This is a genomic window from uncultured Shewanella sp. (assembly GCF_947495455.1).
Taxonomy (GTDB): Bacteria; Pseudomonadota; Gammaproteobacteria; order Enterobacterales; family Shewanellaceae; genus Shewanella.
Window position 1 is genome coordinate 1 of the sequence record NZ_CANLZC010000005.1, and the last position, 25,072, is coordinate 25,072.

Annotated in this window: 28 protein-coding genes; 7 read left to right on the top strand and 21 right to left on the bottom strand. The window is 39.4% G+C overall.

What is annotated here, in order from left to right; translation table 11 throughout:
- Window positions 1–425 precede the first annotated feature (425 nt).
- The 3 genes from Q0791_RS02580 to Q0791_RS02590 are packed head-to-tail and all read left to right on the top strand — an operon-like array spanning window position 426 to window position 3,209.
- Window positions 426–902: a hypothetical protein gene (locus Q0791_RS02580; protein WP_299002435.1), complete on the top strand. Its 477-nt coding sequence runs from the start codon at window positions 426–428 to the stop codon at window positions 900–902.
- Between the two features lie 26 nt (window positions 903–928).
- Window positions 929–1,744, top strand: a complete 816-nt coding sequence (gene mutM, locus Q0791_RS02585; protein ID WP_299002437.1) for a bifunctional DNA-formamidopyrimidine glycosylase/DNA-(apurinic or apyrimidinic site) lyase — start codon at window positions 929–931, stop codon at window positions 1,742–1,744.
- Window positions 1,745–1,778: 34 nt separating this feature from the next.
- A complete protein-coding gene (locus Q0791_RS02590; protein WP_299002439.1) occupies window positions 1,779–3,209 on the top strand; it encodes a glutamine synthetase family protein in 1,431 nt (476 codons plus the stop codon).
- A gap of 33 nt (window positions 3,210–3,242) precedes the next feature.
- Here the strand turns inward: Q0791_RS02590 and coaD are convergent, their stop codons facing one another.
- From coaD to moaA, 13 genes are all read right to left on the bottom strand, one after another.
- On the bottom strand, window positions 3,243–3,716 hold the full coding sequence (gene coaD, locus Q0791_RS02595; protein ID WP_299002440.1) for a pantetheine-phosphate adenylyltransferase: 474 nt from the start codon (window positions 3,714–3,716) through the stop codon (window positions 3,243–3,245).
- Between the two features lie 165 nt (window positions 3,717–3,881).
- Window positions 3,882–4,556 carry a TIGR01621 family pseudouridine synthase gene (locus tag Q0791_RS02600; RefSeq protein ID WP_299002442.1) on the bottom strand — a complete coding sequence of 225 codons (675 nt, stop codon included), beginning with the start codon at window positions 4,554–4,556 and terminating at the stop codon, window positions 3,882–3,884.
- A gap of 14 nt (window positions 4,557–4,570) precedes the next feature.
- Complete coding sequence (locus Q0791_RS02605) at window positions 4,571–5,794, bottom strand: HAMP domain-containing sensor histidine kinase (RefSeq protein WP_299002570.1); 1,224 nt, start codon at window positions 5,792–5,794, stop codon at window positions 4,571–4,573.
- An 82-nt stretch (window positions 5,795–5,876) separates the two neighbouring features.
- Complete coding sequence (locus tag Q0791_RS02610; RefSeq protein WP_299002445.1) at window positions 5,877–6,554, bottom strand: response regulator transcription factor; 678 nt, start codon at window positions 6,552–6,554, stop codon at window positions 5,877–5,879.
- Between the two features lie 3 nt (window positions 6,555–6,557).
- Window positions 6,558–7,079 carry a hypothetical protein gene (locus Q0791_RS02615; RefSeq protein WP_299002446.1) on the bottom strand — a complete coding sequence of 174 codons (522 nt, stop codon included), beginning with the start codon at window positions 7,077–7,079 and terminating at the stop codon, window positions 6,558–6,560.
- 49 nt (window positions 7,080–7,128) lie between these two features.
- Window positions 7,129–7,461: a NirD/YgiW/YdeI family stress tolerance protein gene (locus Q0791_RS02620; RefSeq protein ID WP_299002448.1), complete on the bottom strand. Its 333-nt coding sequence runs from the start codon at window positions 7,459–7,461 to the stop codon at window positions 7,129–7,131.
- A gap of 110 nt (window positions 7,462–7,571) precedes the next feature.
- A complete protein-coding gene (locus tag Q0791_RS02625) occupies window positions 7,572–8,693 on the bottom strand; it encodes a sulfate/molybdate ABC transporter ATP-binding protein (protein WP_299002449.1) in 1,122 nt (373 codons plus the stop codon).
- Window positions 8,683–9,360, bottom strand: a complete 678-nt coding sequence (gene modB / locus Q0791_RS02630; protein WP_299002571.1) for a molybdate ABC transporter permease subunit — start codon at window positions 9,358–9,360, stop codon at window positions 8,683–8,685. Before modB ends, Q0791_RS02625 begins: the two co-directional genes overlap by 11 nt.
- Window positions 9,360–10,166: a molybdate ABC transporter substrate-binding protein gene (gene modA, locus Q0791_RS02635; RefSeq protein ID WP_299002451.1), complete on the bottom strand. Its 807-nt coding sequence runs from the start codon at window positions 10,164–10,166 to the stop codon at window positions 9,360–9,362. Before modA ends, modB begins: the two co-directional genes overlap by 1 nt.
- A 43-nt stretch (window positions 10,167–10,209) precedes the next feature.
- Window positions 10,210–10,659, bottom strand: a complete 450-nt coding sequence (gene moaE / locus Q0791_RS02640; protein ID WP_299002453.1) for a molybdopterin synthase catalytic subunit MoaE — start codon at window positions 10,657–10,659, stop codon at window positions 10,210–10,212.
- A gap of 10 nt (window positions 10,660–10,669) precedes the next feature.
- Window positions 10,670–10,921, bottom strand: coding sequence for a molybdopterin synthase sulfur carrier subunit (moaD, locus tag Q0791_RS02645; RefSeq protein ID WP_299002455.1), 252 nt, complete (start codon window positions 10,919–10,921; stop codon window positions 10,670–10,672).
- A gap of 203 nt (window positions 10,922–11,124) precedes the next feature.
- Window positions 11,125–11,604 (bottom strand): cyclic pyranopterin monophosphate synthase MoaC, encoded by a 480-nt coding sequence (moaC, locus tag Q0791_RS02650; RefSeq protein WP_299002457.1) that lies wholly within the window; start codon window positions 11,602–11,604, stop codon window positions 11,125–11,127.
- 94 nt (window positions 11,605–11,698) lie between these two features.
- A complete protein-coding gene (gene moaA, locus Q0791_RS02655) occupies window positions 11,699–12,679 on the bottom strand; it encodes a GTP 3',8-cyclase MoaA (protein ID WP_299002458.1) in 981 nt (326 codons plus the stop codon).
- 370 nt (window positions 12,680–13,049) lie between these two features.
- On the opposite strand from moaA, the gene Q0791_RS02660 reads away from it, so the two are divergent.
- The gene (locus Q0791_RS02660; RefSeq protein WP_299002459.1) at window positions 13,050–14,699 is read left to right on the top strand and encodes an electron transfer flavoprotein-ubiquinone oxidoreductase; all 1,650 of its coding nucleotides are present in this window, start codon (window positions 13,050–13,052) and stop codon (window positions 14,697–14,699) included.
- Between the two features lie 47 nt (window positions 14,700–14,746).
- On the opposite strand, the gene Q0791_RS25270 is transcribed toward Q0791_RS02660, so the two are convergent.
- Together Q0791_RS25270 and Q0791_RS02665 are read right to left on the bottom strand one after the other, a co-directional pair.
- The gene (locus Q0791_RS25270; RefSeq protein WP_366942481.1) at window positions 14,747–14,863 is read right to left on the bottom strand and encodes a 3-alpha domain-containing protein; all 117 of its coding nucleotides are present in this window, start codon (window positions 14,861–14,863) and stop codon (window positions 14,747–14,749) included.
- 57 nt (window positions 14,864–14,920) lie between these two features.
- Window positions 14,921–15,763 carry a PfkB family carbohydrate kinase gene (locus Q0791_RS02665; protein WP_299002460.1) on the bottom strand — a complete coding sequence of 281 codons (843 nt, stop codon included), beginning with the start codon at window positions 15,761–15,763 and terminating at the stop codon, window positions 14,921–14,923.
- Window positions 15,764–15,911: 148 nt separating this feature from the next.
- Here Q0791_RS02665 and Q0791_RS02670 point away from each other — a divergent pair, with 148 nt between their 5' ends.
- A complete protein-coding gene (locus Q0791_RS02670; RefSeq protein WP_299002462.1) occupies window positions 15,912–16,895 on the top strand; it encodes a nucleoside hydrolase in 984 nt (327 codons plus the stop codon).
- Between the two features lie 88 nt (window positions 16,896–16,983).
- On the top strand, window positions 16,984–17,343 hold the full coding sequence (locus Q0791_RS02675; RefSeq protein WP_299002463.1) for a DUF333 domain-containing protein: 360 nt from the start codon (window positions 16,984–16,986) through the stop codon (window positions 17,341–17,343).
- A 40-nt stretch (window positions 17,344–17,383) separates the two neighbouring features.
- Here the strand turns inward: Q0791_RS02675 and gltS are convergent, their stop codons facing one another.
- Complete coding sequence (gene gltS, locus Q0791_RS02680) at window positions 17,384–18,607, bottom strand: sodium/glutamate symporter (protein WP_299002465.1); 1,224 nt, start codon at window positions 18,605–18,607, stop codon at window positions 17,384–17,386.
- A 181-nt stretch (window positions 18,608–18,788) separates the two neighbouring features.
- Window positions 18,789–18,956, bottom strand: coding sequence for a DUF2986 domain-containing protein (locus tag Q0791_RS02685; protein ID WP_299002467.1), 168 nt, complete (start codon window positions 18,954–18,956; stop codon window positions 18,789–18,791).
- 499 nt (window positions 18,957–19,455) lie between these two features.
- Here Q0791_RS02685 and Q0791_RS02690 point away from each other — a divergent pair, with 499 nt between their 5' ends.
- Entirely contained in the window at window positions 19,456–20,529 is a 1,074-nt protein-coding gene (locus Q0791_RS02690) for a glycosyltransferase (protein WP_299002470.1), read from the top strand.
- 68 nt (window positions 20,530–20,597) lie between these two features.
- Here Q0791_RS02690 and Q0791_RS02695 read toward each other — a convergent pair whose 3' ends face one another.
- From Q0791_RS02695 to Q0791_RS02710, 4 genes are all read right to left on the bottom strand, one after another.
- Window positions 20,598–21,662, bottom strand: a complete 1,065-nt coding sequence (locus Q0791_RS02695) for a CDP-glycerol glycerophosphotransferase family protein (protein ID WP_299002472.1) — start codon at window positions 21,660–21,662, stop codon at window positions 20,598–20,600.
- Between the two features lie 87 nt (window positions 21,663–21,749).
- Window positions 21,750–22,838 carry a glycosyltransferase gene (locus tag Q0791_RS02700; RefSeq protein ID WP_299002474.1) on the bottom strand — a complete coding sequence of 363 codons (1,089 nt, stop codon included), beginning with the start codon at window positions 22,836–22,838 and terminating at the stop codon, window positions 21,750–21,752.
- Window positions 22,835–23,917: a hypothetical protein gene (locus tag Q0791_RS02705; RefSeq protein WP_299002475.1), complete on the bottom strand. Its 1,083-nt coding sequence runs from the start codon at window positions 23,915–23,917 to the stop codon at window positions 22,835–22,837. The genes Q0791_RS02700 and Q0791_RS02705 overlap by 4 nt, the downstream gene beginning before the upstream one ends.
- 45 nt (window positions 23,918–23,962) lie before the next feature.
- Window positions 23,963–25,003 (bottom strand): glycosyltransferase family 9 protein, encoded by a 1,041-nt coding sequence (locus Q0791_RS02710; protein WP_299002477.1) that lies wholly within the window; start codon window positions 25,001–25,003, stop codon window positions 23,963–23,965.
- Window positions 25,004–25,072: the final 69 nt, after the last annotated feature.

Here is a 25,072-nt window from a genome sequence, read left to right on the forward strand (position 1 = left end):
GTGGGACTGTCTGTTAATGCAGGAGCAATTAACGACCTTGCCTACAGCATGTTGAATTCCCGCTGAAAGATCACTTAATATAATGGAATTGGTATCATAAAAAATAATTATAACTTTAATATCAGAAACTTAATTTTTAAGTGTGAAAAAGTACCATTTTTATCCTCATAAAGGCTTGCAAACGCAAATGAGAATGATTACTATTAACTTGCGTTCTGAAACTCGCTTCTAATATAGAAATAGTAAAATAGTCTTTATTTTTACATTAGTCTTTGAGTTTATATGCACAACATTGCTCACACTCTTTTATAGCCGTAGATTTTTCTTCGGCTTTTTTTTATCTCAGAAAAGACCTTATTCTTGCACTTAAGCCATGATTAGGTATAGCATTCCTCCATATCCCCAACTAGCAATGCAATCATTTCATGCTCCTTTCTCGTCAATTTTCTCGAAAAAAATGGAACAACATCATCATCATAGCTTGTCTTATCATGATATCAGTACTCAGTGTGATCTATGATAAAACAGCGCATCCTCAATTAAATCCGTCTCAAGAAACGATTCCACTATTTGATGAGGCTCTTCCATTAAAACAGCTTGAAATAGGATCTGCGCAATTCACCCAAAAAAAACAGGGCTGGCATTGCAGCATCAATGTCAGTAACTGTAAAAAATGGATTGAAACATGGCAGAATTTAAGGGTAATCCCTTTATCCACAGCCCCCAAATTAAACGAACAAGCACAAGAAGTCGTTTTCTATATTGAAGGTTTTCAAGCGCCACAAGTCTGGCAATTATTTGCAAAACAACACATACTAAAATCCCCTCAAAGCAATTGGTATCAAATGCCCGACATGCCTAATAAGCAATTGCTACCAAAAATGAATGGATCAAAATTTTAATCCACCAAAAATGAGAGCGCTTTCCTATGCCCGAATTACCTGAAGTTGAAGTGACCCGCCAAGGTATTTCACCTTATTTGATTGATAATAAAGTAACAAACTTAACCGTTCGCAATGGAAAACTGCGCTGGCCAGTACCCGATATCGCACAGCAAATCGTTGGACAAGTGATCCGCGATGTCAGACGTCGAGCAAAATATCTACTGATTGATACGGATGCGGGGACAACAATTATTCATCTGGGCATGTCTGGCAGTTTAAGGCTAGTCTCAGTCGGTACCCCTGTTGAGAAACATGATCACATAGATCTAGCCTTGGCCAGTGGCCGTATCTTACGGCTAAACGATCCCCGCCGATTCGGTGCTTGGCTTTGGTGTGAACTACCAGAACAAGCCCACCCTTTATTATCAAAATTAGGCCCAGAGCCGCTACTGAGCCAGTTTAATGCCGATTATTTATTTGATGCATTAAAAAATAAAAAAAAGGCGATTAAATTGTGTTTAATGGATAACCACATTGTCGTCGGTGTCGGTAACATTTATGCAAACGAAGCCTTATTCTTCGCCGGGATCCACCCTCAAACCCCAGCTGGCCATATTGATATTGAGCGCCTAAGGATATTGGTTGCTAATATTAAAGAAATTCTTAAAAATGCCATTAAACAAGGTGGAACAACATTAAAAGATTTCACTAATGCCGAAGGGAAGCCCGGTTATTTTGCTCAGAAATTACATGTTTATGGCAGAGGCGGACAAGCCTGTACCCACTGTGGTCATTTACTCAGTGAAATAAAGCTTGGGCAACGAGCAAGCGTTTTTTGTCCTGTCTGCCAAACGTTATAGCTAAATCAATATCACCTTTCATAAGGGGCCATCAATGCAGAATGATACTGTCAATTCACACCAAGATTCGAGTGTTCAAAGCGCGGAAAAAACAGCAATTGAATTAACCGAGCAACTGCAAGAACAGGGCATTCGTGCGATTTCCTTATCTTATATTGATAATAGTGGTGTGAGTAGAATGAAAGGGATCCCAACCTCACGCCTCAAAAATGCAGCCATGTGGGGAGTGGGTATGTCTCCTGTTTTTGATACTTTCTTACTCAATGATGGCTCAACATACAGTGCCAGTGCTGGTGGCCCCGTAGGCGATATTAGAATGTTTCCCGATCTGACAAAAGTCACGCCATTAGCCGGGGAACTTGGATGGGCTTGGGCACCCGTTGATAGATTCAAACAAACCGGACAACCACATGAACAATGTCAGCGTCAATTTTTAAAAAAAATGATCCAAGAAGCTAACGCTCAAGGTTATGAACTGAGTATGGCCTTTGAAATAGAATGGATGTTGAGCCAAGAACAGAGCGGTGTTTTTAAGCCGCTAAATACAAGCCCTGCATATAGCCATCAACGCATTACCGAAGTGTCTCGTTATAGTGTCGATTTGCTCGATGCATTAGCGAAACAGGGAATTGACGTTGAGCAACTGCATCCTGAGTATTCTCCAGGTCAATTTGAATTGTCTATTCGTCACAGCGATCCCCTCACTGCAGCTGATTTAAACATCCTTGTCCGTCAAACCATAAGAGCCATTGGCCTGCAACATCAAATGCACACGACATTCTCACCTTGTGTTGTCGATGGTGGAGTCGGTAACGGCTGCCACTTACACCTAAGTCTCAATAAAAAAAGCAATAAAAACGGCTATACACAAAAAAGTATTAACTTGTTTCAAGCAGGAACAGGTCCAGAAGGGATAACACAAGAAGGTGAGTATTTCATATCAGGTATTTTAAATGCCTTACCTTCTTTGCTCGCTATCACCGCACCCAGTGTCGCCAGTTATTTACGCCTCATACCGCACCATTGGTCAGGCAATCATCAATGCTGGGGCGTCGAAAACAGAGAAGCCGCCATTCGCTTTATTAAGGGCTCACCAGCAAATAGCCATAACACCGCCAATATAGAAATCAAAACCATCGATGCCACTGCCAATCCTTATTTGGTGATAGGTTGCATCATAGCCCATGGATTAGCAGGATTAAAGAAAAAAACAGCATTACCCGCCCCCGTTAATGTCGATCCTGCCACCCTAACAGTCACACCAAATAAAGCATTGAAAGGAGTTAAACCCCTCCCCACTCAATTACAAGATAGCCTAGCAGCGTTTAAACAGGACAGCATTTTACAAACGGCACTGGGTAAGCCCTTATTTGAGACGCTTATAGCCATTCGAACAGCCGAAATAGCCTTATTTAAAGACTCAACGACCCCAGAGATTATTGCTGAAACTTGTTGGCGTCATTAGTCATTCGTCATTAAAAAAATAAAAGAAGGAGCGTTATTGGCGATTAAGTGCATTAGCAACTTCAATATGCACAAATTGACTCACATCCCCGCCGTGAAGCGCCACCTCTTTGACTAAGGTTGATGAAATAAAAGAATTTTCTTCTGCTGGAGTTAAGAAAACACTTTCTAAATTCGGGCTCAAACGACGATTCATATTGGCTAATTGAAATTCATACTCAAAATCTGACACAGCCCTTAAACCACGCAGTAACACACTGGCTTTTTGCTGTTTAGCAAAATCCACCAGCAACCCACTAAAGCCAACCACCTCGACATTGTCTAAATGAGCGGTCACTAACTTCACTAAATGAACCCGCTCTTCAAGGGTAAATCTAGGTTGTTTAGACGGGTTCGACGCAATCGCAACAATGACATGCTGAAATAACTTAGCTGCACGTTCAATCAAATCAGTATGTCCATTGGTAATGGGATCAAAGGTGCCTGGGTATATGGCTCTGGTATGCACGAGAGGTTCCTTGTTACATTAAATATCGTTGCCGCTATCCTACCCTTGAATTTAATTTTTGTGAATCATGACAAGCCGCTAAATAACCTGAACTAAAAATAATGAGTGTCAAAAACTCAAAATAACTCACTGAGTATCAAAAATTAAATACAATTTGAATATTCTTTATTTTCGCATTGGCCAAGCTAATGATGCTGGGTTGCCTATATGCTGCAGCGCAGATTGCGTGCTAAAAGAGGTAAAATAATGACCTTGAATTGGGTCATCCTTAAAAAAATAATCATGACCGGAATAAGTAAACGAGAGACAATAAGCATGTAAGTAAGTACGATCGCCCGTATCGCCACCATAAAGCCCATCACCTAAAATAGGCACACTCAAACTGGATAATGCCACTCTCAATTGATGTGTTTTACCACTATGGGGCTTCAATAAATACAACCTTAACCCATTATCTAAAGCGTAAGAAAAAAACTGCGTTATAGCAGGATTAAGCCGAGTTCGAAGCAATTTATACATACTTCTGCGAGCTTTGCCCATGTCACCAATGACCCAACCTTGTTTTTTCTTAGGCTTACCTTGTGCAATGGCAAGATAATACTTTTGCACTTGGTGCGTACTCAACAACTGAGTAAATTCTGCAGCGGCTTTGGCAGTTTTAGCAAATAATAATAACCCCGACGTAGGGGAATCCAAACGATGAACGGAGTAGAGTTTAATGTTCAAATCCAATTCTAACTGCGCCATGATACCTGCAGAACCTGATTGACTATGAAAATGAACACCCATTGATTTTGAAACCACTAAAAAAGCAGTTTCATTTGCAACAACTCGATACATATACCCAACATTCTCTAAAAAATAACGGTAACAACTAATCCTGGATGGTTGTCACTCAAAGTAATGCTGGCATTATGACGTGATAATATGGCTTTCACCATAGATAATCCCAATCCTGTTCCTTTAAAATGCCGACTGGGATCGAGTCTCACTAAACGTTCAAATACACGCTCTTTATCTTCATCTGGAATACCTATTCCATCATCGGTAATCGTTAACGTATTGGCTTTTTGAATAATTTGTATTTTTGCGCCTTTGGGAGAATACTTAATAGCATTATCAACAAGATTAAACAAAGCTTGAAACAATAAGTATTTATCTCCGGTAATCACATAATCGTCTTCCATTTCTAACACGAGACTCTGCTCATTGTATTCGGTAATCGCTTCTGCCATTTCAAATAAATCACGACTAATCGCTTGTAAACTAAGCTCTTGCAGCTCAAGAGTTTGCTGCCCTTCTTCAATTCGCGTTAAAGATAGCATAGCATCAAAAGTCGCCAAACAATCATCTAACTCTTCAGTGATAATCGCACAATTTTCTGGTAATGCCTCAGGGGGTTTTTCTGGAAGTTGTTCAAGACCAATGCGTAAATGTGACAGAGGCGTTCTTAAATCATGAGCAATATTATCTGTGACACCACGCACAGCAGCAAGATTACCTTCTAGAGTATCTAATACACTATTAAATTGCTGCGCTAACATATCAAATTCATCTTTACGCCAACTAATAGGCAGTCGTGTGGAATATTCCCCTTGCTCTATTTTTTCACTCAGTCGGTTGTATTGCACTAGGCGTCGTAAAAGCGTCTTAGAAAAAAGATACCCCAAAGCCAGTGTTAATACTATGGTTAACATAAGTGCCGTAATCGCAGCATTACTGAATTTATCAATCAAGGTACCCAGTTGATCGGTTCGTGTTGCAATGAGCACTGGGCCATAGCGCGTCATCGCTAAACCACCTGTCAATATATGCAATTTATCCGATCCACCAGCGAAAACAGGAAACTCTTTCTTTTTTGGTAACATAGGCATATCATCAGGGATCATACTAAGCGCCCCAATAAGATCCACTGAGTTTCGCCAAACAATTAATGCCACTTTAGGATCTGCTGTTCTCACTTGTGTCGCGAAGCTTCGACGATCAAGCGTTAATGCCATCTGTTGATAGCGTGTTTTTTCTGCTGCCAGCTGCTGATCGAGTTGTAGCTCTTGCTCATTCATTAGCTGCCGATACATACCAAATAATAAAGTACCAATAATCAAAATAACCAATATTGAAAAAATAATGGTTATTCTCCATGCACTACTTTGGTGGGGCTTAATGCCCTTGACGTAACCGATAACCTGCGCCTCTAACCGTTTCGATGAGTTCGCCATGTCCCAACTCCTCGAGCTTTCTACGAAGTTTTGCTATATGAACATCGATGACATTTGTTCGAGGATCAAAATGATAATCCCACACAGCTTCAAATAATAATGTTCGGCTAATCACTTGATCAGCATGCTCCATTAAATATTTTAGTAGCTGAAACTCTTTTGGTTGCAGCATAAGCTCATTATCATCAACTAATACTTTTCGAGTCAGTAGCTCCATGGTCAATGGACCGACAACAAGATCCGTTTTCGTCGGTTGTAACTCACCTCTTTGCATTAGCTTTTCGGCTCTCACTAAGAGTTCAGAAAAAGCGAAAGGTTTAGTCATATAGTCATCCCCTCCCGCTCGCAATCCTTTTACTCTCTCATCAACATGGCTTAATGCTGATAAAATTAGCACCGGCGTCTGACTTCCCGTTGCTCTTAAAGCCGCAAGGACTTTTAATCCATCCAATTGGGGTAACATACGATCTAAAATAATCAAATCATACTTCATACTCGTCGCAAGCAATAAGCCTTGATGCCCATCGGATGCGGTTTCAATATTATAACCTTGCTCAGCGAACCCTTTGACAACATAATCAATTGTTGTACTATCGTCTTCTACTATCAGTATTTTCATATGTTAATCCCATTTCAGCAAAGGCAATAAGCGTTGACTATTAATGTTATATGCCAATTGGTGCTGACCTTCTTGCGTTAAAAATTCAAGTTCTAGATAATTTATGCCCAATGCATTATCTATACTTGCTTTAATCAAATACCCTTTATTATTCTTACTCGCTTTTTGAACTAACTTAGAAAAAGTCATACCGACACTTTTTAAAGCCAAAACGGCGAGTAATTCACTTTTTTCCTTTCTATTAAAAAAAGAAGCATGTTGTGATAATAGCTCTCCATCACGAGCACGATATGAATAATTTAATACTTCATTTGACTTAGTATTAATCATTCGAAAATCATAAACCAGTTCGCCTTCTTTCTGCTCAACATCAAAACTGGATATGTCACCTAAATGTAAATTTTCAAGCTTACGCATAACAAGCATAATCGGTTGATTATCAGCCTGAGAAAGTAATAAATAAAGCTCAGGCTCTGCTGCAACGCTCCCAGAAAAAAGGATTAACCCTATTAGCCATCGAGCCATGGCTCCTCCATGATGAATACCGCTGTGTATCATATAAACAATATCATTATTAAATCAGACGAGCACTGTCAATTTCAATTTCAAGCCCATGCCAGCGATCCTCTTTTCGGCCAATCAATTTAACCTGACTATGGCTTAATACTTCCATATCACGCCATAAAGTATCTTTTATTTCAACTTCAATATCACCCGCATTATCACGAAACAAGTACGATTCATCATTTAAACTTTTAACCAAATACCCAGAAAAAGCAACTGGTAGACTAGAAGCCATATTTTTATTGGTTGAGGTTAAGCTCAGTTCAGTCTGTTGATTTTCAGCGTGTACAGGTAAAGTTAATACGCATGTTAATATGATGGAGCTCGCTAATGTTTTCGTCATCTTTTGCTCCTGTACTAAATATAAGCTAGGGTACAGAAGCGTTAATAATCTTGAGGTGACTAACAAATTAAATTTTGATCATCTGTTTATGACTATTCAACATTATTATTTCAATTACTGGAAGAAAAAATATGAATACAGCTTAAATTTAACATAGCTAAACTCTCTTTTCCTTGCATTAAGCCCAATTGCTTAACAACTTGTACAGGCAGTTCCAAATGTAACCTTTGGGCATTAGCATTGACACTCAGTATGATTCGAATCATGTCACCTATAGCAAGTAAAGACACAACCGTCACCACAAAACAATTTGGCTCCTTTGCAAGAGATAAATCATCATACAATTCAATACCTGAATTTGATACCATCCAACGAACATCTTGTCCTTGTACAAGCGAGGCTTGATAAGCCGCATTCACTTTCACACCTTGCCAATATAAGCAAGAAACATCAGTGGATATTGTATCTGTCGTCACCACACCATCAAACACATTTTTCTGCCCCATTTGTTTGGCCACAATTTCTGATGTCGGTCGACTCAGCAAAGCTTGAGGGCTGCCATGCTGCAACATATAACCATCATCCATTAGCAATATATTGTCGGCCAACAACAATGCTTCTTTTAAATCATGAGTCACCATAATCACAGGAATGTTTAAACTGCTTTTTAAATCAAATAAAGACTCATAAAGAAATTCTCGAGTCTTCCAGTCAACAGCTGAAAAAGGCTCATCCAACAACAAGAGCGTCGGTTCTCGCGCCAAAGCTCTTGCAAGAGCAATCCTTTGCTGCTGCCCACCGGATAGCGCACTAGGGCGACGATGAGCGACATGAGTTAAATTCATCTCAGCTAACCACTGCATTGCACGGTGTTTTCTTGCCACTTTAGGAATATGATCTAACCCTGCTAAAATGTTCTCTAATGCCGTGAGATGAGGAAACAAGCCAAAATGTTGAGGAACATAACCAACATGACGCTCTGCAGGTGACATATGTATATGTCCTTTAGCATCAAATAAGCAACGTCCCCCACATTCAATGTGGCCAGTTCGCGGTAAACTAAGTCCTGCAAGCACTCGCAATAATGTTGACTTCCCTCCACCAGAAGGTCCTACTATGGCTAACAGCTTTCCCGCTTCACAGCTAAAATCTACCTTTAGTGGAATAGGTAGCGATTGCTCTATTTGACAGTAAAGGGCTCTATTAGTATGAATGTTAGTGTTAATGCTCATATTTATAACTCGAGCTGAAATGGCGTGATAAGCTTGTTGTTAGTGCAAGTACGCTGATTGCAAAAATTAGTAACACCAAAGACATTAATCCCGCACTTTCAAAATCAAATGCTTGAACACTGTCATAGATAGCAATAGCAATAGTTTGTGTTTCACCCACGATATTGCCTCCCATCATTAACACTACGCCAAATTCACCTAGCACATGAGAAAAGCACAAAACTAATGCCATGAGTATTCCAGGCCAAATCATAGGTAACTCTATTTTGAGTAATATTTTCAACCTACTCATGCCACAACACTCAGCGGCATCACGCATTTCTATGGGAATAGCTTCAAAAGCACGTTGAATGGGCTGAACAGCAAAAGGAACATTAACCAGAATCGATGCGACGACAAGACCCGAAAAGTGAAAGACTAACTGAATGCCAAACCATTCTTGTAATTGTTGACCCAACCAAGACTGCTGACCTAGCCCTGATAATAAGTAATACCCGACAACCGTTGGCGGTAATACTAAGGGCACCATCACTAACGCTTCAATCCAAGCTTTACCTTTGAACTGACTATAAGCCAGTAATCGACTAAAAAAAATGGAAAATGGAATAAGAATTAATACAGTGACAGCACTTAATTTTACCGACAGATAGAGTGCTTGCCAATCCATCATAATGTTCCAACTTGGGCAAAACCATAATGTTGAAAGATAGATTGGGCCTTAGGCGATAATACATACTGATAAAATAGCCTTGCCGTCGTATCGGCATTGTTTAATAAAGCCATACTCTGCTTTAAAGGAGGATACGAATCCATAGGGAGCACAACATACTCAATCTCTTTTTTAAATTGAGGGCTAATGGTTAAAGATAAAGCCACAATCCCTCCTTGTACCGCTCCAGTTAATACAAATTGGGCAGCTTGAGACACATTTTCTCCAAGGACTAAATGAGGTTGAATATTATTCCATAACCCAAAACGCTTCAGCAGCGCTTGCGCTCTTTCGCCATAAGGAGCATGTTTGGGGTTAGCAATAGCAAAACGGGCTAATTGACCTGAACGAATAAAGTCTTTGACCCCTTTTAATGATTCATCGAGTGGTAAGGGTGATGTTTTTGAAGCCACCAGCGCCAATTTGCCAATGGCATACACTTGACCTTCACCTTGTATCAAGCCTTGCTGTTTAAGTTCAGAAACATAGAATTCATCTGCAGATAAAAATAACTGAAAAGGCGCACCGTGACGGATCTGAGACACTAAATTACCTGATGAACCATAAGAGACATTGACCCTTAATCCAGTGTCGCTCGTAAATTTTTGTATCACATCATCCAAAGCAAATTTAATACTGGAAGCTGCTGCAATTAATGGAATATCTCTCTTTGATGTATCTGCCGACGCAGCATTAACAAAAAAAACCATAAAACAGACACTAAGGCATAAAAAAAAGACATTGAACATTCGTTTCACTAACATGACCTCCATAACCACTGCGGTACACTTAATCTCAATTCAAGCTTCATTCACTCTGCCACTGCTTAGCCGCAAGATCATCAGAGGTTTTAGCATCAATCCAATGCTGACTAATTTCATTCGCTTCGAGCTTCCAAAAAGGGGCTTTTATTTTCAAAAAATCAATTAAAAATTCACATGCCTCAAAAGCCGCTTTTCGATGTTGGCTAGTCACACCAATAAAAACGATTTGCTCCCCTAACGCCAATGTGCCCACTCTATGTATAATAGTAACCTTATTAAGGGGCCAACGCTCACGAGCTTGTTCTTCTATTTGAGCCAATACAGTTTCAGTCATACCAGGATAATGCTCAAGTGTCAGCTTAGTCACCTCTCTTGCATCATTAAAATCTCTGACTTTACCCACAAAAGTCACGATCGCCCCATCATGATCATCTGTATTTAAATCTTGATATTCATCAGCTAAGCTAAAATCTTCTGTTTGTACTCGAATCATTATTAATCACCTACCCACCCGTCACAGGAGGGAAAAAAGCAACTTCATCACCATCTTGTACTAGCGTATCCCACTGACTGATGGTTTGATTAACGGCGACCAATAAACGCTCGAACTCAAGTGCTTTCGCCCATTTATCCCCTTTTTGAGATAAATGTAATCTAAGATCATCAGCAGTTTGAATCGCCTCATTTGCAGGCACCAACAAATGGCTTAACTGTAATTGCTCTCTTACTTGAGCAAAAAACAATACATTAATCATATTTAAAACATTACCTCTATATCAATTGCTATCCTTAAAAAATGCATTTCTAACTTCATTGATGCCATCAGCATTGACAATAAGTCACCTGATTATCCCATAAAATTGGCCATCATAAGCAAAAGAAATGTCAATTTGACCCATGACAATTTCAATGAACAAGCATCACACGGAATAATGGCTAAAAACACATCAAAAAATACTTATTTAATGTGATAATCCCCTGACTTACCACCTGTTTTTTCTAATAAACATATCTGAGAAATAATCATGTCTTTTTGAATGGCTTTACACATATCATAAATCGTTAATACAGCGACAGAAACCGCCGTTAACGCCTCCATTTCAACACCCGTTTTTCCAGATAACTTACATAAACTAGTGACCTTCACCCTGTGATTATCAAGCTCAGCCTCAATATCAATCTCGACTTTAGTCAGCATGAGAGGATGACACAATGGAATAAGATCTGACGTTTTTTTTGCTGCTTGAATACCCGCAATTCGCGCCGTCGCAAACACATCACCTTTATGATGTTGACCTTGAATAATCATTTGCAATGTTTTCGGTGCCATTTCAATAAAAGCTTGCGCTCTAGCTTCTCGTTGAGTATTATTTTTATTAGTAACATCAACCATATGGGCATTACCCTCGGCATTGATATGGGTAAAGTTATCTGTCATTATTTATTACCTAATACAAGCAGTATATGAATTTAACCAGCTAAAAATAGAACAATCATCAATCATCAGGGAACTATCATCAGGCTGAATAAAATTACCCACCAATGGAAGCTAAATGTTGCGTCACGCCAGTGACACCTTGATGTAAAAAATGGGTTTGTTTCTTTGTTGCTAGCTGGCCATGTAAACGAGCTATCAAAGCTTCTTGCTGAGAATGCGACGTTAATAAGTCTCTTAAATTAATTCCATTTTCAGTAAATAAACATAAATGCAATTTTCCTTTCGCTGAAACACGTAAGCGGTTACAGCTCATACAGAAATTTTTTTCATAAGGCATGATTAACCCTATTCTGCCTAAATAATCAGAATGACTGAAATTTTGGGCAGGACCATCATCAATATGGCTAGGATCTAATTGCCAACCTTGCTGCAGTAACCAAGCTTTAATTTCTCGGCCCGCTACATGATATTGCTTAAAATAATCACGCCCAAGCCCTGTTTCCATGAGTTCAATAAACCTAAGATCAATGGGAAGCTTTTTAATCCAGTTTAAAAATTGAGGCAAAGATTGATCGTTAACCCCTTTAAGCAATACGGCATTCACTTTAATCCTTTCAAAGCCAGCCTCTAAAGCAGCATCAATACCTTGCATCACTTGATAAAACTTATTCTCACCAGTGATTTGATAAAACAAACGAGGATCAAGACTATCTACCGACACATTAATTTTTCTCAATCCCGCTTCATACCAAACCTTAGCCTGTTTAGCTAAACGATCACCATTGGTCGTTGTCGCCACAGTATGAATGTTATCATTATCAGCAATCAGTCGAATAATATCGGTAAAGTCACGACGTAAAGAAGGTTCCCCACCGGTAATACGAATTTTTTTTGTGCCTACTTGCGCAAATGCATTCACCAGATGGAATATTTCATTCAAGGTTAAAAATGACGGTTTACCACTTGGTTGATACCCATTCGGCAAACAATACCCACATTTGAAATTACAGACATCAGTCACCGACAAACGTAAGTAATGAAATCTTCGACCAAATTTATCTTCTAACTGAGACATTTCACCCTTCCTACTGAGAGGTAAGAGAAATCCCCCCGCACATAACAACGATTATTTAACAATCAAACTTCCAGAAATTGACATCAAACACGAAAAAAAGAAATTTCATTATACCCATTATAGGCTGAAACCACCTTACTCCCCTAGCGTTAAGAGGGTATTTATTATGCAATAATGGACATTCGTAGCGATTTTTTGACACTTATCACCAAAAAATCATACTCAAGTACCTCACCCAAATACAGAGATCACTGTGCCGAAGTTAAAAATTCAGGTAAGGTAAGCAATAAATTAAAACACCCGTTTATATCAAGTCTCTTTTGAGGTGCTCATGATAAGCAGCGGGGAAAAGTAAGGATGAGGTGAACTGATGGAACGTGAATCAATGGAATTCGACGTTATCATAGTGGGTGCTGGGCCTGCAGGATTAGCAACAGCTTGTCGACTCATGCAAATATCTAAAGATTGCGGCCAAGATATTTCAATTTGTGTTGTTGAAAAAGGATCGGAGGTGGGTGCACATATAGTATCAGGGGCCGTTTTTGAACCCGATGTACTAGAAGAATTATTTTCTAATTGGCACGAAATGAATGCACCATTAAGCACCGCAGTCACCAGCGATGAAATTCATTTATTAAAATCATCAACCCAATCAAAGCTTTTACCCAATGCAATCGTCCCTAAAACTATGCATAATAAAGGCAACTATATTATCAGCTTAGGTAACTTATGTCGCTGGTTGGCAGAACAAGCTGAAACCTTAGGTGTCGAGATATTTCCAGGATTTCCTGCAAGCCAATTACTATATAATGATGACGACAGCGTTAAAGGGATCCTTATTGGTGACATGGGAATGGGAGCCAATGGACAAGCAAAAGACAGCTTTGAACCCGGTATGGAACTTCATGCTCGATATACAGTATTAAGCGAAGGTTGCCGAGGGCATCTAGGTAAAGAGGTCATAGACAAATACCAATTAGATAAAGATAAAACCCCACAACATTACGGATTAGGGTTTAAAGAAATCTGGAAAGTGCCAGCCGATCAACATCAACTGGGTAAAGTCGTTCATACCGGAGGTTGGCCATTAACAGAAGGATCATCCGGTGGCGGATTTCTTTATCACCTAGAAGACAATCAAGTGGCTGTCGGCCTGATCATAGATCTCAATTATAAAAATCCCCATTTAAGCCCATTTGATGAATTTCAGCGATATAAAACACACCCTGTCATTGCGCAAACATTAAAAAATGCTGAACGTATCACTTATGGCGCTCGCGCTATCACTAAAGGTGGATTGAATTCATTACCTAAAATGAGCTTTCCGGGAGGCCTGATCATTGGCTGTAATGCAGGCACCCTTAACTTTGCCAAAATTAAAGGCTCCCACACTGCCATGAAGAGTGGCATTTTAGCTGCAGAAACACTTGCCAGAGCTTTTATGGCGGGAGTAAAAGCCGGAAAAGATTTAAACAGTTATCATGAGCGTTTTGAAGAAAGTTGGCTTAAGGATGAACTTTACCGTTCACGTAATTTTGGGCCTGCCATGCATAAATTTGGCACTCTTTTAGGTGGCGCGTTTAATTATATCGATCAAAACTGGTTTGGTGGACGCATACCCATTACGCTCAAAGATCAAACGCCAGATTATGCCCAAATGGCGCCCTCCAGTGCCTTTGATAAAATCGATTACCCAAAACCTGACGGAAAGTTAATTTTCGATAAGCCATCTTCAGTATATTTATCAAACACCTATCATGAAGAAGATCAACCTTGCCATCTTCAATTAACCGACCCAAGCATTCCTTTAAACATCAACTTAATTAAATTTGACGAGCCCGCTCAACGATACTGCCCCGCTGGTGTTTATGAAGTGGTACAAGAACAAGGTGAAAACAAGTTTGTGATTAACAGCCAAAACTGTATTCACTGTAAAACCTGTGATATCAAAGATCCGAGTCAAAATATCACTTGGGTCACACCAGAGGGTGGCGGTGGGCCTAACTACCCCAATATGTGATCAGCTACGCCAAGCAGAACGGTATCATTGATGCCGTTCTATTAGCCTCATAAACTCCCGTATAAACGGCTTTTCCAACTTTGTGCCAGGCCTTGACACTGCAATAAAGATTCATACCCTTTTGCATTAAAGACTTTCGAAAAATATAATCTTATCGCACTTATCTACACTAATAGTCGATATTCTGTCTTGTAATCGCTTACCTTTCATTGGCACCCCACTCATTTAGCTTGCAAATACGCTTTCAGCTCAACACTTGGAATCGAGGTATTAGAGCTCACACTAAAAGCTGACCAAATAGCCGCTTCTTCCATCGCAATGTCAATATCACCAGCAGTCAGTAGTCCATGAATAAGCCCGGCCGCATAGGCATCACCTGCACCTGTCGTATCCATTACCTTGGCATTTTTAGCACAAACACGTTTAATGCTAGTAGCGGTATAGAGTGTCGCACCTAAATGCCCATTAGTAACAATAAAATAGCGTAATTGCTGACCCGCTATATCAAGGGCAAATTGCCAAGGGGAGCCTTCGCATCGCCCTTGCAAGTCACTTTCTGAAGTCAATAAAACATGCGCATCACGTTTGCGATTATCTTTAGCTAACTGCGTGACGACTAAGCAAGTCGTCATTGCTGCCGCAGTCCAACTTGCTAATCCATCTGCCGATGAGTTGACATATAACGCATCAATACTTTTCCAACAAGGCATACTGGGCAAACATAAAGGTGGGCGTAAAGGGCGTAAAATGGTTCGCTCGCCATCAGGCTCCATCATCAACATCATCTCACATGACAAGGCTTCTCGACGCGTAACCTGCTCACAATCAATCCCGTAAGACATGGCCTCTTGTAATAACCAATCTCCGTTGGTATCTATACTCACTTGACTCACAAGCTGTACATTATGCTTTGCCCAAACTAAGCCGATTCCAGTATTGGCTCCACCTCCACCAAGACGTCGGCCTTTTTCCTGATAATAAAAACGTCCCCCTGTATGAAGTGTTGCAGGTAATTGCATCACGCGATCACAATTTAAATTAGCAACAAGCAAAATATTCGCCATATCGGCACCCTGATCTAAGCCTTATATCAATAAATGGTAAGGGAATTACATATAAGAACCAAGAAAAAACATCATAAAAGATGGCCAATTCAACTTTACTATTTCACAATGAAATGGTCTTTTCATCAACATAATAGTGAAACATACAATGACAAGAAAAATTATTCTCGATACAGATCCTGGTATTGATGATGCTATGGCAATTTTATTTGCTGAGGCTAGCCCATCCCTTGACCTCAAAGCTCTCACAATCGTATATGGCAATACAGACGTTGAGCATGGTACAAATAATGCCCTTTTTTTAAAGAATAAATATAATCTGTCGGCCGATATTGTAAAAGGTGCCTCCCTTCCTCTTTCCGGTATTCCAAAAGCACCTGTCGTGAAGGTTCACGGAGAAACAGGCTTTGGTCATGTTCAAGTCGGTCCACAAAGTCGCACCAAGCTTGATAAGCGCTCTGCCGCCCAATATATCATTGATTCTGTAAACAATGAGCCTGGTGAAATCACATTAATTGCCGTCGGACCACTCACTAACTTAGCCCTTGCCTTACAACTTGCCCCTGAAATCGCAACCCAAGTAAAAGAAGTGATTATTATGGGGGGAGCTTTTGGGATCAATGGACATCGCGGTAATATCACACCTTATGCAGAAGCAAATAGTTATGCGGACCCATTAGCAGCTGATATTGTGTTTGCAGCCAATTGGCCGATAACCGTCATAGGGCTTGATGTGACTAAAGAGAGCATTTTCACAGAGCAATATTTAAGCAATATAAAAAACGATACTAAAGAGGTGGGTCAATTCATTTGGAATATCAGTCAATATTACTTAGAGTTTTACAGTCAAGTTACAGGCTCAAAATCTTGCCATGTACACGATCCATCTGCAATTGCCTATGCGATTTCACCAGAATTATTTTCATTCCGTAAAGGCCCTATACATGTGATCACATCCGGTCCAGCTAAAGGCCACACATTACAAAAATTCGACAATATTACCTACATGACCGACCCTTGGTCAAACAGGCGCTCCCATCAAGTCGGAGCCAGTGTAAACAGTGATCTATTATTGAGCTTATTTAGAAATACCCTGTTAGACTTCGATAAAAGCTTGTCTTCCCAAATTTAAAGTAACGCTGACAATGGGCAATCTTTTTACAAATAGATTGTCTATGCTTATACCAAATACCATTTTCACTCTCTCTTAAGGATAAATTATGCGCCACGTTATCACCATAAGCGCTGTGCTTTTAGGGATTATTTTATCTGGCTGCTCACCTGACAAAGCGCCAAAAAAATTAACACAAAAAAATCCTGCTTCTGAGTACTGCATCTCTCTTGGCGGCAAATTAGGCAACAAGCCAAAACCCAAACCCAGTAAAGACAGTGATAAGGATGATAAGAGTGATAAGAGTGATAAGAGTGATAAGAGTGATAAGAGTGATAAGAGTGATACAGCCAACTCTAACGATACATCAAAGACACAGGGAAGTATGAATTATTGTACACTGCCGAGTGGAGAAGTGGTGGAAGAGTGGGCTTTATTTAAACGCGATCATCCAATGTATCAGCAATGAGGAATACAGCACCCTAAAAACAAGGTGCTGTAATTAAACTTTAATGAAGATAGGAAATAAAACCTTGTAATACGATCAAATTGGCAATATCAATAAAGAAAGCCCCCACTATCGGCACCACCAAAAAAGCTTGTGGAGACGGACCATTTCGTGTCACAAGTGCCCCCATATTCAATACCGCAGTAGGGGTTGCACCAAGACCAAAACCACAGTGTCCACCTGCCATCACTGCAGCGTCATAAGTTCCTCCCATGAGCCTGAAAGTCACAAAGTAAGCAAACAAGGCCAGCACCACAGTTTGAACCAGCAGAATAATCAATAAAGGAATAGCAAGATCTAAGATTGCCCATAACTTTAAACTCATCAAGGCCATGGCCAAAAAGAGTGATAAAGTGACAGTGCCAAATACATCAACACATTCTTTATTAATGCGATACCCTTTGATGAACTCACTAATATTAGTAATCGCCACACCTAAAAAGAGGGCATAGACGAAATCAGGAATTTTCAACCAACTAATATGAAGGCTGCTCACCAATTGATCAACCCAATGGGCGCCCGCGACACAAAAAAGAAGAATGAACAAGGTTTCAGTAATGCTTTTCGCGGTGACTTTATCTTCTTCTAATGGATCAAATGTGACCATATCTGGATTATCAATATGATGATCAGTTCCCTTGCCAAACGCTGATTTCAAATTATTTTTATCTATAAGACGTTGGGCAACTGGGCCGCCAATGATCCCCCCCATCACTAAACCAAAGGTTGCTGCAGCCATAGCGAGCTCTAATGTATTTAAACCATATTGATCCGCAAACGTCTGTGACCAAGCTGCTCCCGTTCCAGCGCCGCCAGATAAGGTTATTGAACCAGCAATGAGTCCGAGTAATGAGTCTAGACCTAAGAATTTCGCTAAACTCACACCGACAAGGTTTTGCACCACGAGAAAAATTGACGCTATACCTAAAAAAAGGACAACTTTAAGTCCCCCTTTCAATAGTAATTTATAACTCGCAGCCAAACCGACTGTACTGAAAAACATCAACATTAATGTGTTTTTCATGGGCAAAGAAAACTCTAAATCGATATGATTAAAATGTAAAACGGTAATAAAAACAGCGATAACTAACCCACCGACAACGGGTTCAGGAATATTATATTTTCTAAAGCAACTGACATTGCGGTTTACTCCATGTCCAATGAATAATACTAGAATTGCAATTAAAAATGATTCTAGTTCACCTATAAAATATACCGTATTCATGTTGCTCCTACTCTTAAAAATAGTGATTAATAATGATGCAAGTATTTATCTCACTAAGTTAATAATGGTGTTATCGATATAAAAATTCGATTAAAAATGAATGCTATGCTAATTATAATAAAGAATGGTCGATTCCATGGAAAATAACTCAACTAGCAAAAATGAAAAAAACAAAATGACCTTAGGTAAGGGCTTCATTCACGTCTTCTATCGCTTTATCTGTCAACTCCTCTGAAGGTATTCGATCTGCTTTCGCAATGTAAGCAGGTTTACGACGCCCACTAAGCTTAGCATTGGCTTTTCGAGTTTTACTCATAAACTTTTGAGTAATTTTTTTAGTGCGGTTCATAGTCATGCCCAAGCAAAGCGTATTAAGATTAGCGAGACATTATACGCAAATATTAATAAACTCTAAGATAGCGCGCAAAAATATCCACTACCAAAAAACCTTACCCCCCAATATAAACTAAAAACACACACTGCAGTAACCTTTGACAAACACAATTCAAACCAAAATAAACAAGAGCCACACTTTAAGAACATGATGAAAAAATTATTTAATCAATAAAATAAGAAATGAAACATATGCAAATAACAGCCAAACATTATGTTATGTATAAAAAAGGCATTTGATGTTGAATTGCAAAATAAATTAAAAAAAATAGCAGTATTCTAAATGAATACCTTTATGGCTAACCTTTCATAGAAGAACAAGGTAACATATCTATATTTCCTCAAGTCAGTTAAACCCTTTTGGTTTTTATGCTACCGAATAATCAGTATTATTTAGCGGGTCATTAAGATGCCAATTAGCCCTTTGACAGCGAAAGATAATCGAGAGTAATTGAATGAAAAAAATAGCCATTTTTTGCCCAAACTTACTTGCAAATGGAACCAACAAAGTCGCCCTGAGCCAAGCGCAAGTCATACAAGAAGCGGGACATGAAGTTCATCTCTTTATTTTTAATAAAGGCGGAGATTTTAACCCTCCTGATAACGTCACCATTCATTATGTCTTTGATGATAAAAAGTGGTCACTTAAAAAGCAGCAAAAAATATTACAACTAAAAGTCAGAGAACAAGAGAAACTAACAGGGAAGTTTTCTTTATATTTAAGTAATTCAACAGACTGCGATATTATTGTCAGTGGCTGTGATTTTGACCCTTGTTACTATTTCTGTCACTGCGCATTAAAACAAGAATTATTAATGGAGCTAAAACGCGGACCCGTCCATTTTTTCAGGCGCTGGAAAAAAGCCAAGGCACTCATTGGCAAAAATATCATTACGGTTTCTAATGGCATTACCCAAGAACTTGAAAATACAGCTTGGTTAAAACCTAAAAGCGTACAAACAATTTATAATCCTTTTAATATTAAAGAAATTATTGAAAAGTCTCAAGTCAATATAGCCGACATTCCAAGCGAACCTTATATCATACATATTGGCAGGATCACACGACAAAAGCGCTTAGATATTTTGTTTCAAGCATTCAAATTAATGCCAAATGCACCTAAACTTGTTCTATTAACGAATCGCCCAAAACGCGCCTTAAAATTAGCAAGTAAATATGGCGTTGCCGATAGGATCATCACACCAGGATTTCAAGCAAACCCTTATGCTTGGATTGCTCAAGCACAAATGATGCTACTGAGTTCCGATTTTGAAGGCTTTGGCATGGTCTTAGTAGAAGCTTTGATCTGCAATACCCCTGTTGTAAGTACTGACTGTCCTCACGGCCCCAATGAGATCCTTACCGGTGAGCTGAGCCATTATTTAGTGCCACCCAGAGATCCAGCCAAACTGGCCGAAAAAGCCCTTTATTGCTTAGCGTCTTTACCCAAAGTGGATCAAGCTGACATTATAGAAAAAGTAAAAGGTGACTACATAGCGAAACAATATCTTTCACTGTGCAAAAAATGATGCGCAAAAAACCTTAAGTTAGGGTATAAAAGGCCATACTTTATGGCCTTTTAACCCTAGACAGTTAATCATATTTTCCAATAATTTAACTTTTTTCTCATCTTAAAATGGCGAATTAAATTTAAAGGTTTAGCTTTTAGATCCCCTATACCCTGCCGAATCAATTCATCCGCGGCATCTAATACCCTTTGGCTAGATAAACCATCTGTTTGTGGATGAATATGAGCACAATAAGCCGTAATCTTACGCATCACTTCATCTGGTCGAGACAAAGCATACTCCAATGCTTCTTCGATATCCTCTGTATCATTAATGTGTATGAGATGATCACTTTGCGTATGATTATTGAACGCAACAACAGGTTTACCTTGTAATAAAAACATAATCAACACAGATGACGTATCGCAGAGCATGACATCAGCCACCTCTAATAAAGGCAACACGTTATCCGTTTCAATAAAGCGTAAATTATCACTTTGAATTGACTGATATTGAGTAACAATCTCTTTGCTCATTTTAGGGTGAAATTGCACTAACCAGCGATAATTACCCTGCAAAGCAAGCGTCTTAATTTTTTCAAATATCACAGGCGCACAAGACAACCTTCTAGAAAAAGTAGAACACAGTAAAATGGTGGGGCGTGTATCGGCTTTATCTCGATAGGGATTATTCTCTTGGCGCTTAAACATTGGATCTAAAGCGGGCCATCCCGTTTCAGTGACTTTAAACGTACCAAACTTTTGTGCCAAATGAAGAAAAGGTAAAGTCGTAGCAGGCCCTTGAGTACAATATAAATCAAAACAAGAACGAATTTCAAAATGATCTTCCCGTCCATGACGGTTCATCTTACCCGCATTAAATCCATGAAAAACACCGACTTTAATACCAGGTAAAAAACTGGGTACGACATTGCCAGGCACAAAAACCGCATCGGGTTGCCAATGTTTCACTTCATCAATAGTCATTAGCCTATGCTCTTTCGCCGTTAAAAAAGCAGCATCGACTTCATTCCCCTCTAAGAACCAACATACCTCATCACCTCGTTTGAGAATAACATCTTGTAATGGTCTCAAAATAGCATATGAATAGTTCTGTGCTATGTAGAACAAATACCGCTTTTTACTTCGTTCCAAAACAACCCCTTCACACTTTTCGGTTCTCTTACTTATTCACAAATCAGCCTTTAACACTCCATTGTTTTCAGCACTTTATTTATACGTTCAATCACATAATTCAAGATATTGCTTTGCAATCTCATTAGCCTTCACTCTAGACAAAATCTCAATATTATTCATATCTGGCGGAGACACTATCACTTCATCAAATTTTTGTGCTAATAAACTCGGCTCTCTGCGTGGAACTAAAAAATGTGACAACGCTCCAGTGAGAATTTCTTTGGGTCCATGAGGACAATCAGTACTCACAACAGGAGTATTGCAGATCAAAGCTTCCACTAGGACCATACCAAAACCTTCAAAATCAGAACTTAATACCAATGCCTTAGCATTTTTGATCCAAGGAAAAGGATTAATTTCAAACCCTTTAATGATCACCCTATTCTCGACATTAAACTCACGGGCCAGCGCCTTGGCTTTATCAGGCTTATGACAAAATAACACCACCTTAATCGGTTGTTGCATCTTGGCAATCGCTGCAAATAACACATCATGCCTCTTTTGCTTCACAAACCGACCAATATGGATCAGATAATCTTCTTTTGGTAATTCACTGGGCTCGGCTTGAGCGAGTGTTTGAATAGCTTCAAACTCAAAAGGATTATAAATCGTTTGTAAAGAAGCGGGATGTAAGCGCTTTTTGGTGATAATTTCCTGCGCAATGCCTTTAGATACAGCCACTAATCGCTGGCCATTTAACGCTTTTTTAGCCCTCAACTTCTTAAAATAGGCTAATGGTCCCATTCTCGCATGGCGTCGAAGCTCTTCTTCGACAGAAGCATGAACAACGACACATAGCGAGCGAACTTTTGCATGCACCATAAGGTAATTCGTTAAATCTAAGTTAGATATAAATAAATCAAAATCACCCACATTTGATTCAATATTATCAATACACGCTTTCAAATGCCTAACAGCACTTCCTAAGCGTAAGCGACGCAATAATTTAGCGTGGTTACCGACAAAACAAGTATGGACTTTGATAGACTCAGGCACGATAAAGTCAGCATTATCCTTCATGACTAAAAAATGCACTTCATGCCCAATAGCAACAAATTCTTGAGCTAACGTCAACATAACTCTTTCTGCGCCACCGCCAGCTAAATGATCAATGGCTATCGCAATACGTTTCATATCGTCCCCAACTTTTCACTCAATAAACGGTCTATTTCTTTCAAACCAATATCAAGTCCATTCACACATTCACATAATGACAATGATTGATGCTGTTCGTTCAATTTGTCGACTTTAATTAACCTTATCATTCCATCGACAATGCTTTGAGCATGGCATTCACTCACAACGGCTAAATCATGATCTTGACACACATTCAATCGATAATGCTGATCTTTAGACACTGCTACTGTCAATACGGGTTTTTTTAACGCAATGGCTTGTAATAACGTATCTCCACCACTTAATACAGCTGCTTTTGCCGCATTTAACAGGTTGATAAAGTCAACATGACGCATACTCTTAATGGCAATAACACCTTCATAACAAGGTAAACCTTTGGGATAATTATCACCAAAAACCATTAAGCAAGGTAACTGAGTTTGTTCATGAATACGTTTGGCAGCCAAAGCCAGCTCATCTGCTGCTAGCCCTTTTTTAAGCCTATGCCCACCCGAACCGGCATTGAAGATCAGATACTCCCCCTCAATTAATTGATATTTATTTAATAATTTACTTTGTTTCGATTCATTTGGATTAACGAAAATCGGCCCAGTAATAATCGGCTCCATTCGGTTAATCAACTTCAGCTTCAATTTATCAAACCAATTAATAGGACTTATCATAAAGTTTGGCTGAACAACCCAATGGCTATCTGTCATTATTGCTCGACGAATTTTCATACCTCTGCTGCGTTTACGCTTATGCTGACTCAAAAAAATGACTTTCGCACCTAATTGCTGGGCATGCTCTAATTGAGCTCGCCTTCCCGATGCATCAAATAACACTACATCCGGTAAGAAATCAGACATCAATAAGTTAACATCTTTGACACGTTTAGTCGGTGTTTCATCAATCAATTTAACGGGATGATGGCAAGTGCTGGCATAAGGAGCATGTCGGCTCAAAATGAAACAAATTTGGGCATCGGGTCTACGCCTTTTGACTTCATCAGCAATAATTAAAGAACGCATATACTCCCCCATTCCCTCAGCAGAAGAAACAGGTATAAACAATAGCTTAGGAGCTGAAATATTCATGATAGAACTCTTAATCCTTGAGTAAAATAAAAGGGGGAAAATCCGTCATAGAGCCAAATCACCAATTAATCGATCCATTGTATCTTTTACTTCCGCTACGGAGATCATCTCCATTAAATTTTCACCTTTAGCACGCGTTCCCCATATATTAGGATCTAATTGTTGCATATTTATCGCTTTATCATAAGCACTAATCACATAATTAAGATAAAGGTATGGCCCAGTTCGCTTAGGGTTTGAGTGAGCATATAAACCAATCACTGGCGTACCTTGTGTCACCGCCATGTGGGCAGGTCCAGTATCAGGTGCTAATACCAATGTCGCCTCATTTAATAAGCTTAATAACTGTGTCAGTGATGTTTGTCCCACAAAATTATCAACACTCACCTTAGCTAAAAATTCAATCTCTTGAGCCAGATTTTTTTCCAAAAGTGATGGCCCACCACAAATACACACTTTAAATCCTTGGCTCACAGCATAATCTGCAATGGCAGCATAACGATCCGCCAACCAATTTCTCTCAGCTTTACTTGCCGCAGGACAGATCACCAAGACTTTATCTTTCCCTATTCGCTCTTTAGCAAATGCTCTATCCTGATTAGGAATGGGTATATTCCATGATGGATTAAGACTATTCACACCAATCGCCTTAGCAAAACCCATAAACCCCTCTAAGACATGAGGTGTTTTTTGTGCCTCAATGCGACGATTCGTCACCAACCATTGACCTTCTTTAGCCCGCTTACGATCAAAGCCTAATCTGATCTTTGCCGAAATCGCTAACGAGGCTAAAGTGGCTCTCAAAGCCACTTGCATATGAAGCAGTACATCAAATTTTCGATGTTTTAACTGTGAGCGCAATTGAAAGTAACTACGCCACCCTTGAGATTTATCAAAAATAATAAACTCAACCTGAGGTAAATCGCGTAATAGTTGATATTCGACTTTGCCAATGACCCAAGTAATCGATAACTGAGGGTATCGTCTCTGAATAGCTTGCACCATAGCCACGGCATGGCAGACGTCACCGATAGCCGATAAACGTAGCAAACATAAAGATTCTGCCTTATCTAAATTTAAACTCATAAAATTCGCAGGTTATTTAACGCAATGTGGCGATCTTAATGTAGAATGCTCTCAGGTACCACGCTTTCG

Coding starts and splice junctions, on each gene's coding strand:
- modA (WP_299002451.1), bottom strand. CDS start 10,166: ATGTTAGTGAAACGAATGTTCAATGTCTTTTTTTTATGCCTTAGTGTC.
- gltS (WP_299002465.1), bottom strand. CDS start 18,607: ATGAATACGGTATATTTTATAGGTGAACTAGAATCATTTTTAATTGCA.
- moaE (WP_299002453.1), bottom strand. CDS start 10,659: ATGATTCGAGTACAAACAGAAGATTTTAGCTTAGCTGATGAATATCAA.
- Q0791_RS02600 (WP_299002442.1), bottom strand. CDS start 4,556: ATGTATCGAGTTGTTGCAAATGAAACTGCTTTTTTAGTGGTTTCAAAA.
- Q0791_RS02710 (WP_299002477.1), bottom strand. CDS start 25,003: ATGAGTTTAAATTTAGATAAGGCAGAATCTTTATGTTTGCTACGTTTA.
- Q0791_RS02590 (WP_299002439.1), top strand. CDS start 1,779: ATGCAGAATGATACTGTCAATTCACACCAAGATTCGAGTGTTCAAAGC.
- Q0791_RS02620 (WP_299002448.1), bottom strand. CDS start 7,461: ATGACGAAAACATTAGCGAGCTCCATCATATTAACATGCGTATTAACT.
- Q0791_RS02690 (WP_299002470.1), top strand. CDS start 19,456: ATGAAAAAAATAGCCATTTTTTGCCCAAACTTACTTGCAAATGGAACC.
- Q0791_RS02665 (WP_299002460.1), bottom strand. CDS start 15,763: ATGGCGAATATTTTGCTTGTTGCTAATTTAAATTGTGATCGCGTGATG.
- moaD (WP_299002455.1), bottom strand. CDS start 10,921: ATGATTAATGTATTGTTTTTTGCTCAAGTAAGAGAGCAATTACAGTTA.
- Q0791_RS02675 (WP_299002463.1), top strand. CDS start 16,984: ATGCGCCACGTTATCACCATAAGCGCTGTGCTTTTAGGGATTATTTTA.
- moaA (WP_299002458.1), bottom strand. CDS start 12,679: ATGTCTCAGTTAGAAGATAAATTTGGTCGAAGATTTCATTACTTACGT.
- moaC (WP_299002457.1), bottom strand. CDS start 11,604: ATGACAGATAACTTTACCCATATCAATGCCGAGGGTAATGCCCATATG.
- Q0791_RS02685 (WP_299002467.1), bottom strand. CDS start 18,956: ATGAACCGCACTAAAAAAATTACTCAAAAGTTTATGAGTAAAACTCGA.
- Q0791_RS02660 (WP_299002459.1), top strand. CDS start 13,050: ATGGAACGTGAATCAATGGAATTCGACGTTATCATAGTGGGTGCTGGG.
- Q0791_RS02625 (WP_299002449.1), bottom strand. CDS start 8,693: ATGAGCATTAACACTAACATTCATACTAATAGAGCCCTTTACTGTCAA.
- mutM (WP_299002437.1), top strand. CDS start 929: ATGCCCGAATTACCTGAAGTTGAAGTGACCCGCCAAGGTATTTCACCT.
- Q0791_RS02670 (WP_299002462.1), top strand. CDS start 15,912: ATGACAAGAAAAATTATTCTCGATACAGATCCTGGTATTGATGATGCT.
- Q0791_RS02610 (WP_299002445.1), bottom strand. CDS start 6,554: ATGAAAATACTGATAGTAGAAGACGATAGTACAACAATTGATTATGTT.
- modB (WP_299002571.1), bottom strand. CDS start 9,360: ATGGATTGGCAAGCACTCTATCTGTCGGTAAAATTAAGTGCTGTCACT.
- Q0791_RS02605 (WP_299002570.1), bottom strand. CDS start 5,794: ATGTATCGGCAGCTAATGAATGAGCAAGAGCTACAACTCGATCAGCAG.
- Q0791_RS02615 (WP_299002446.1), bottom strand. CDS start 7,079: ATGGCTCGATGGCTAATAGGGTTAATCCTTTTTTCTGGGAGCGTTGCA.
- Q0791_RS02705 (WP_299002475.1), bottom strand. CDS start 23,917: ATGAATATTTCAGCTCCTAAGCTATTGTTTATACCTGTTTCTTCTGCT.
- Q0791_RS02580 (WP_299002435.1), top strand. CDS start 426: ATGCTCCTTTCTCGTCAATTTTCTCGAAAAAAATGGAACAACATCATC.
- Q0791_RS02700 (WP_299002474.1), bottom strand. CDS start 22,838: ATGAAACGTATTGCGATAGCCATTGATCATTTAGCTGGCGGTGGCGCA.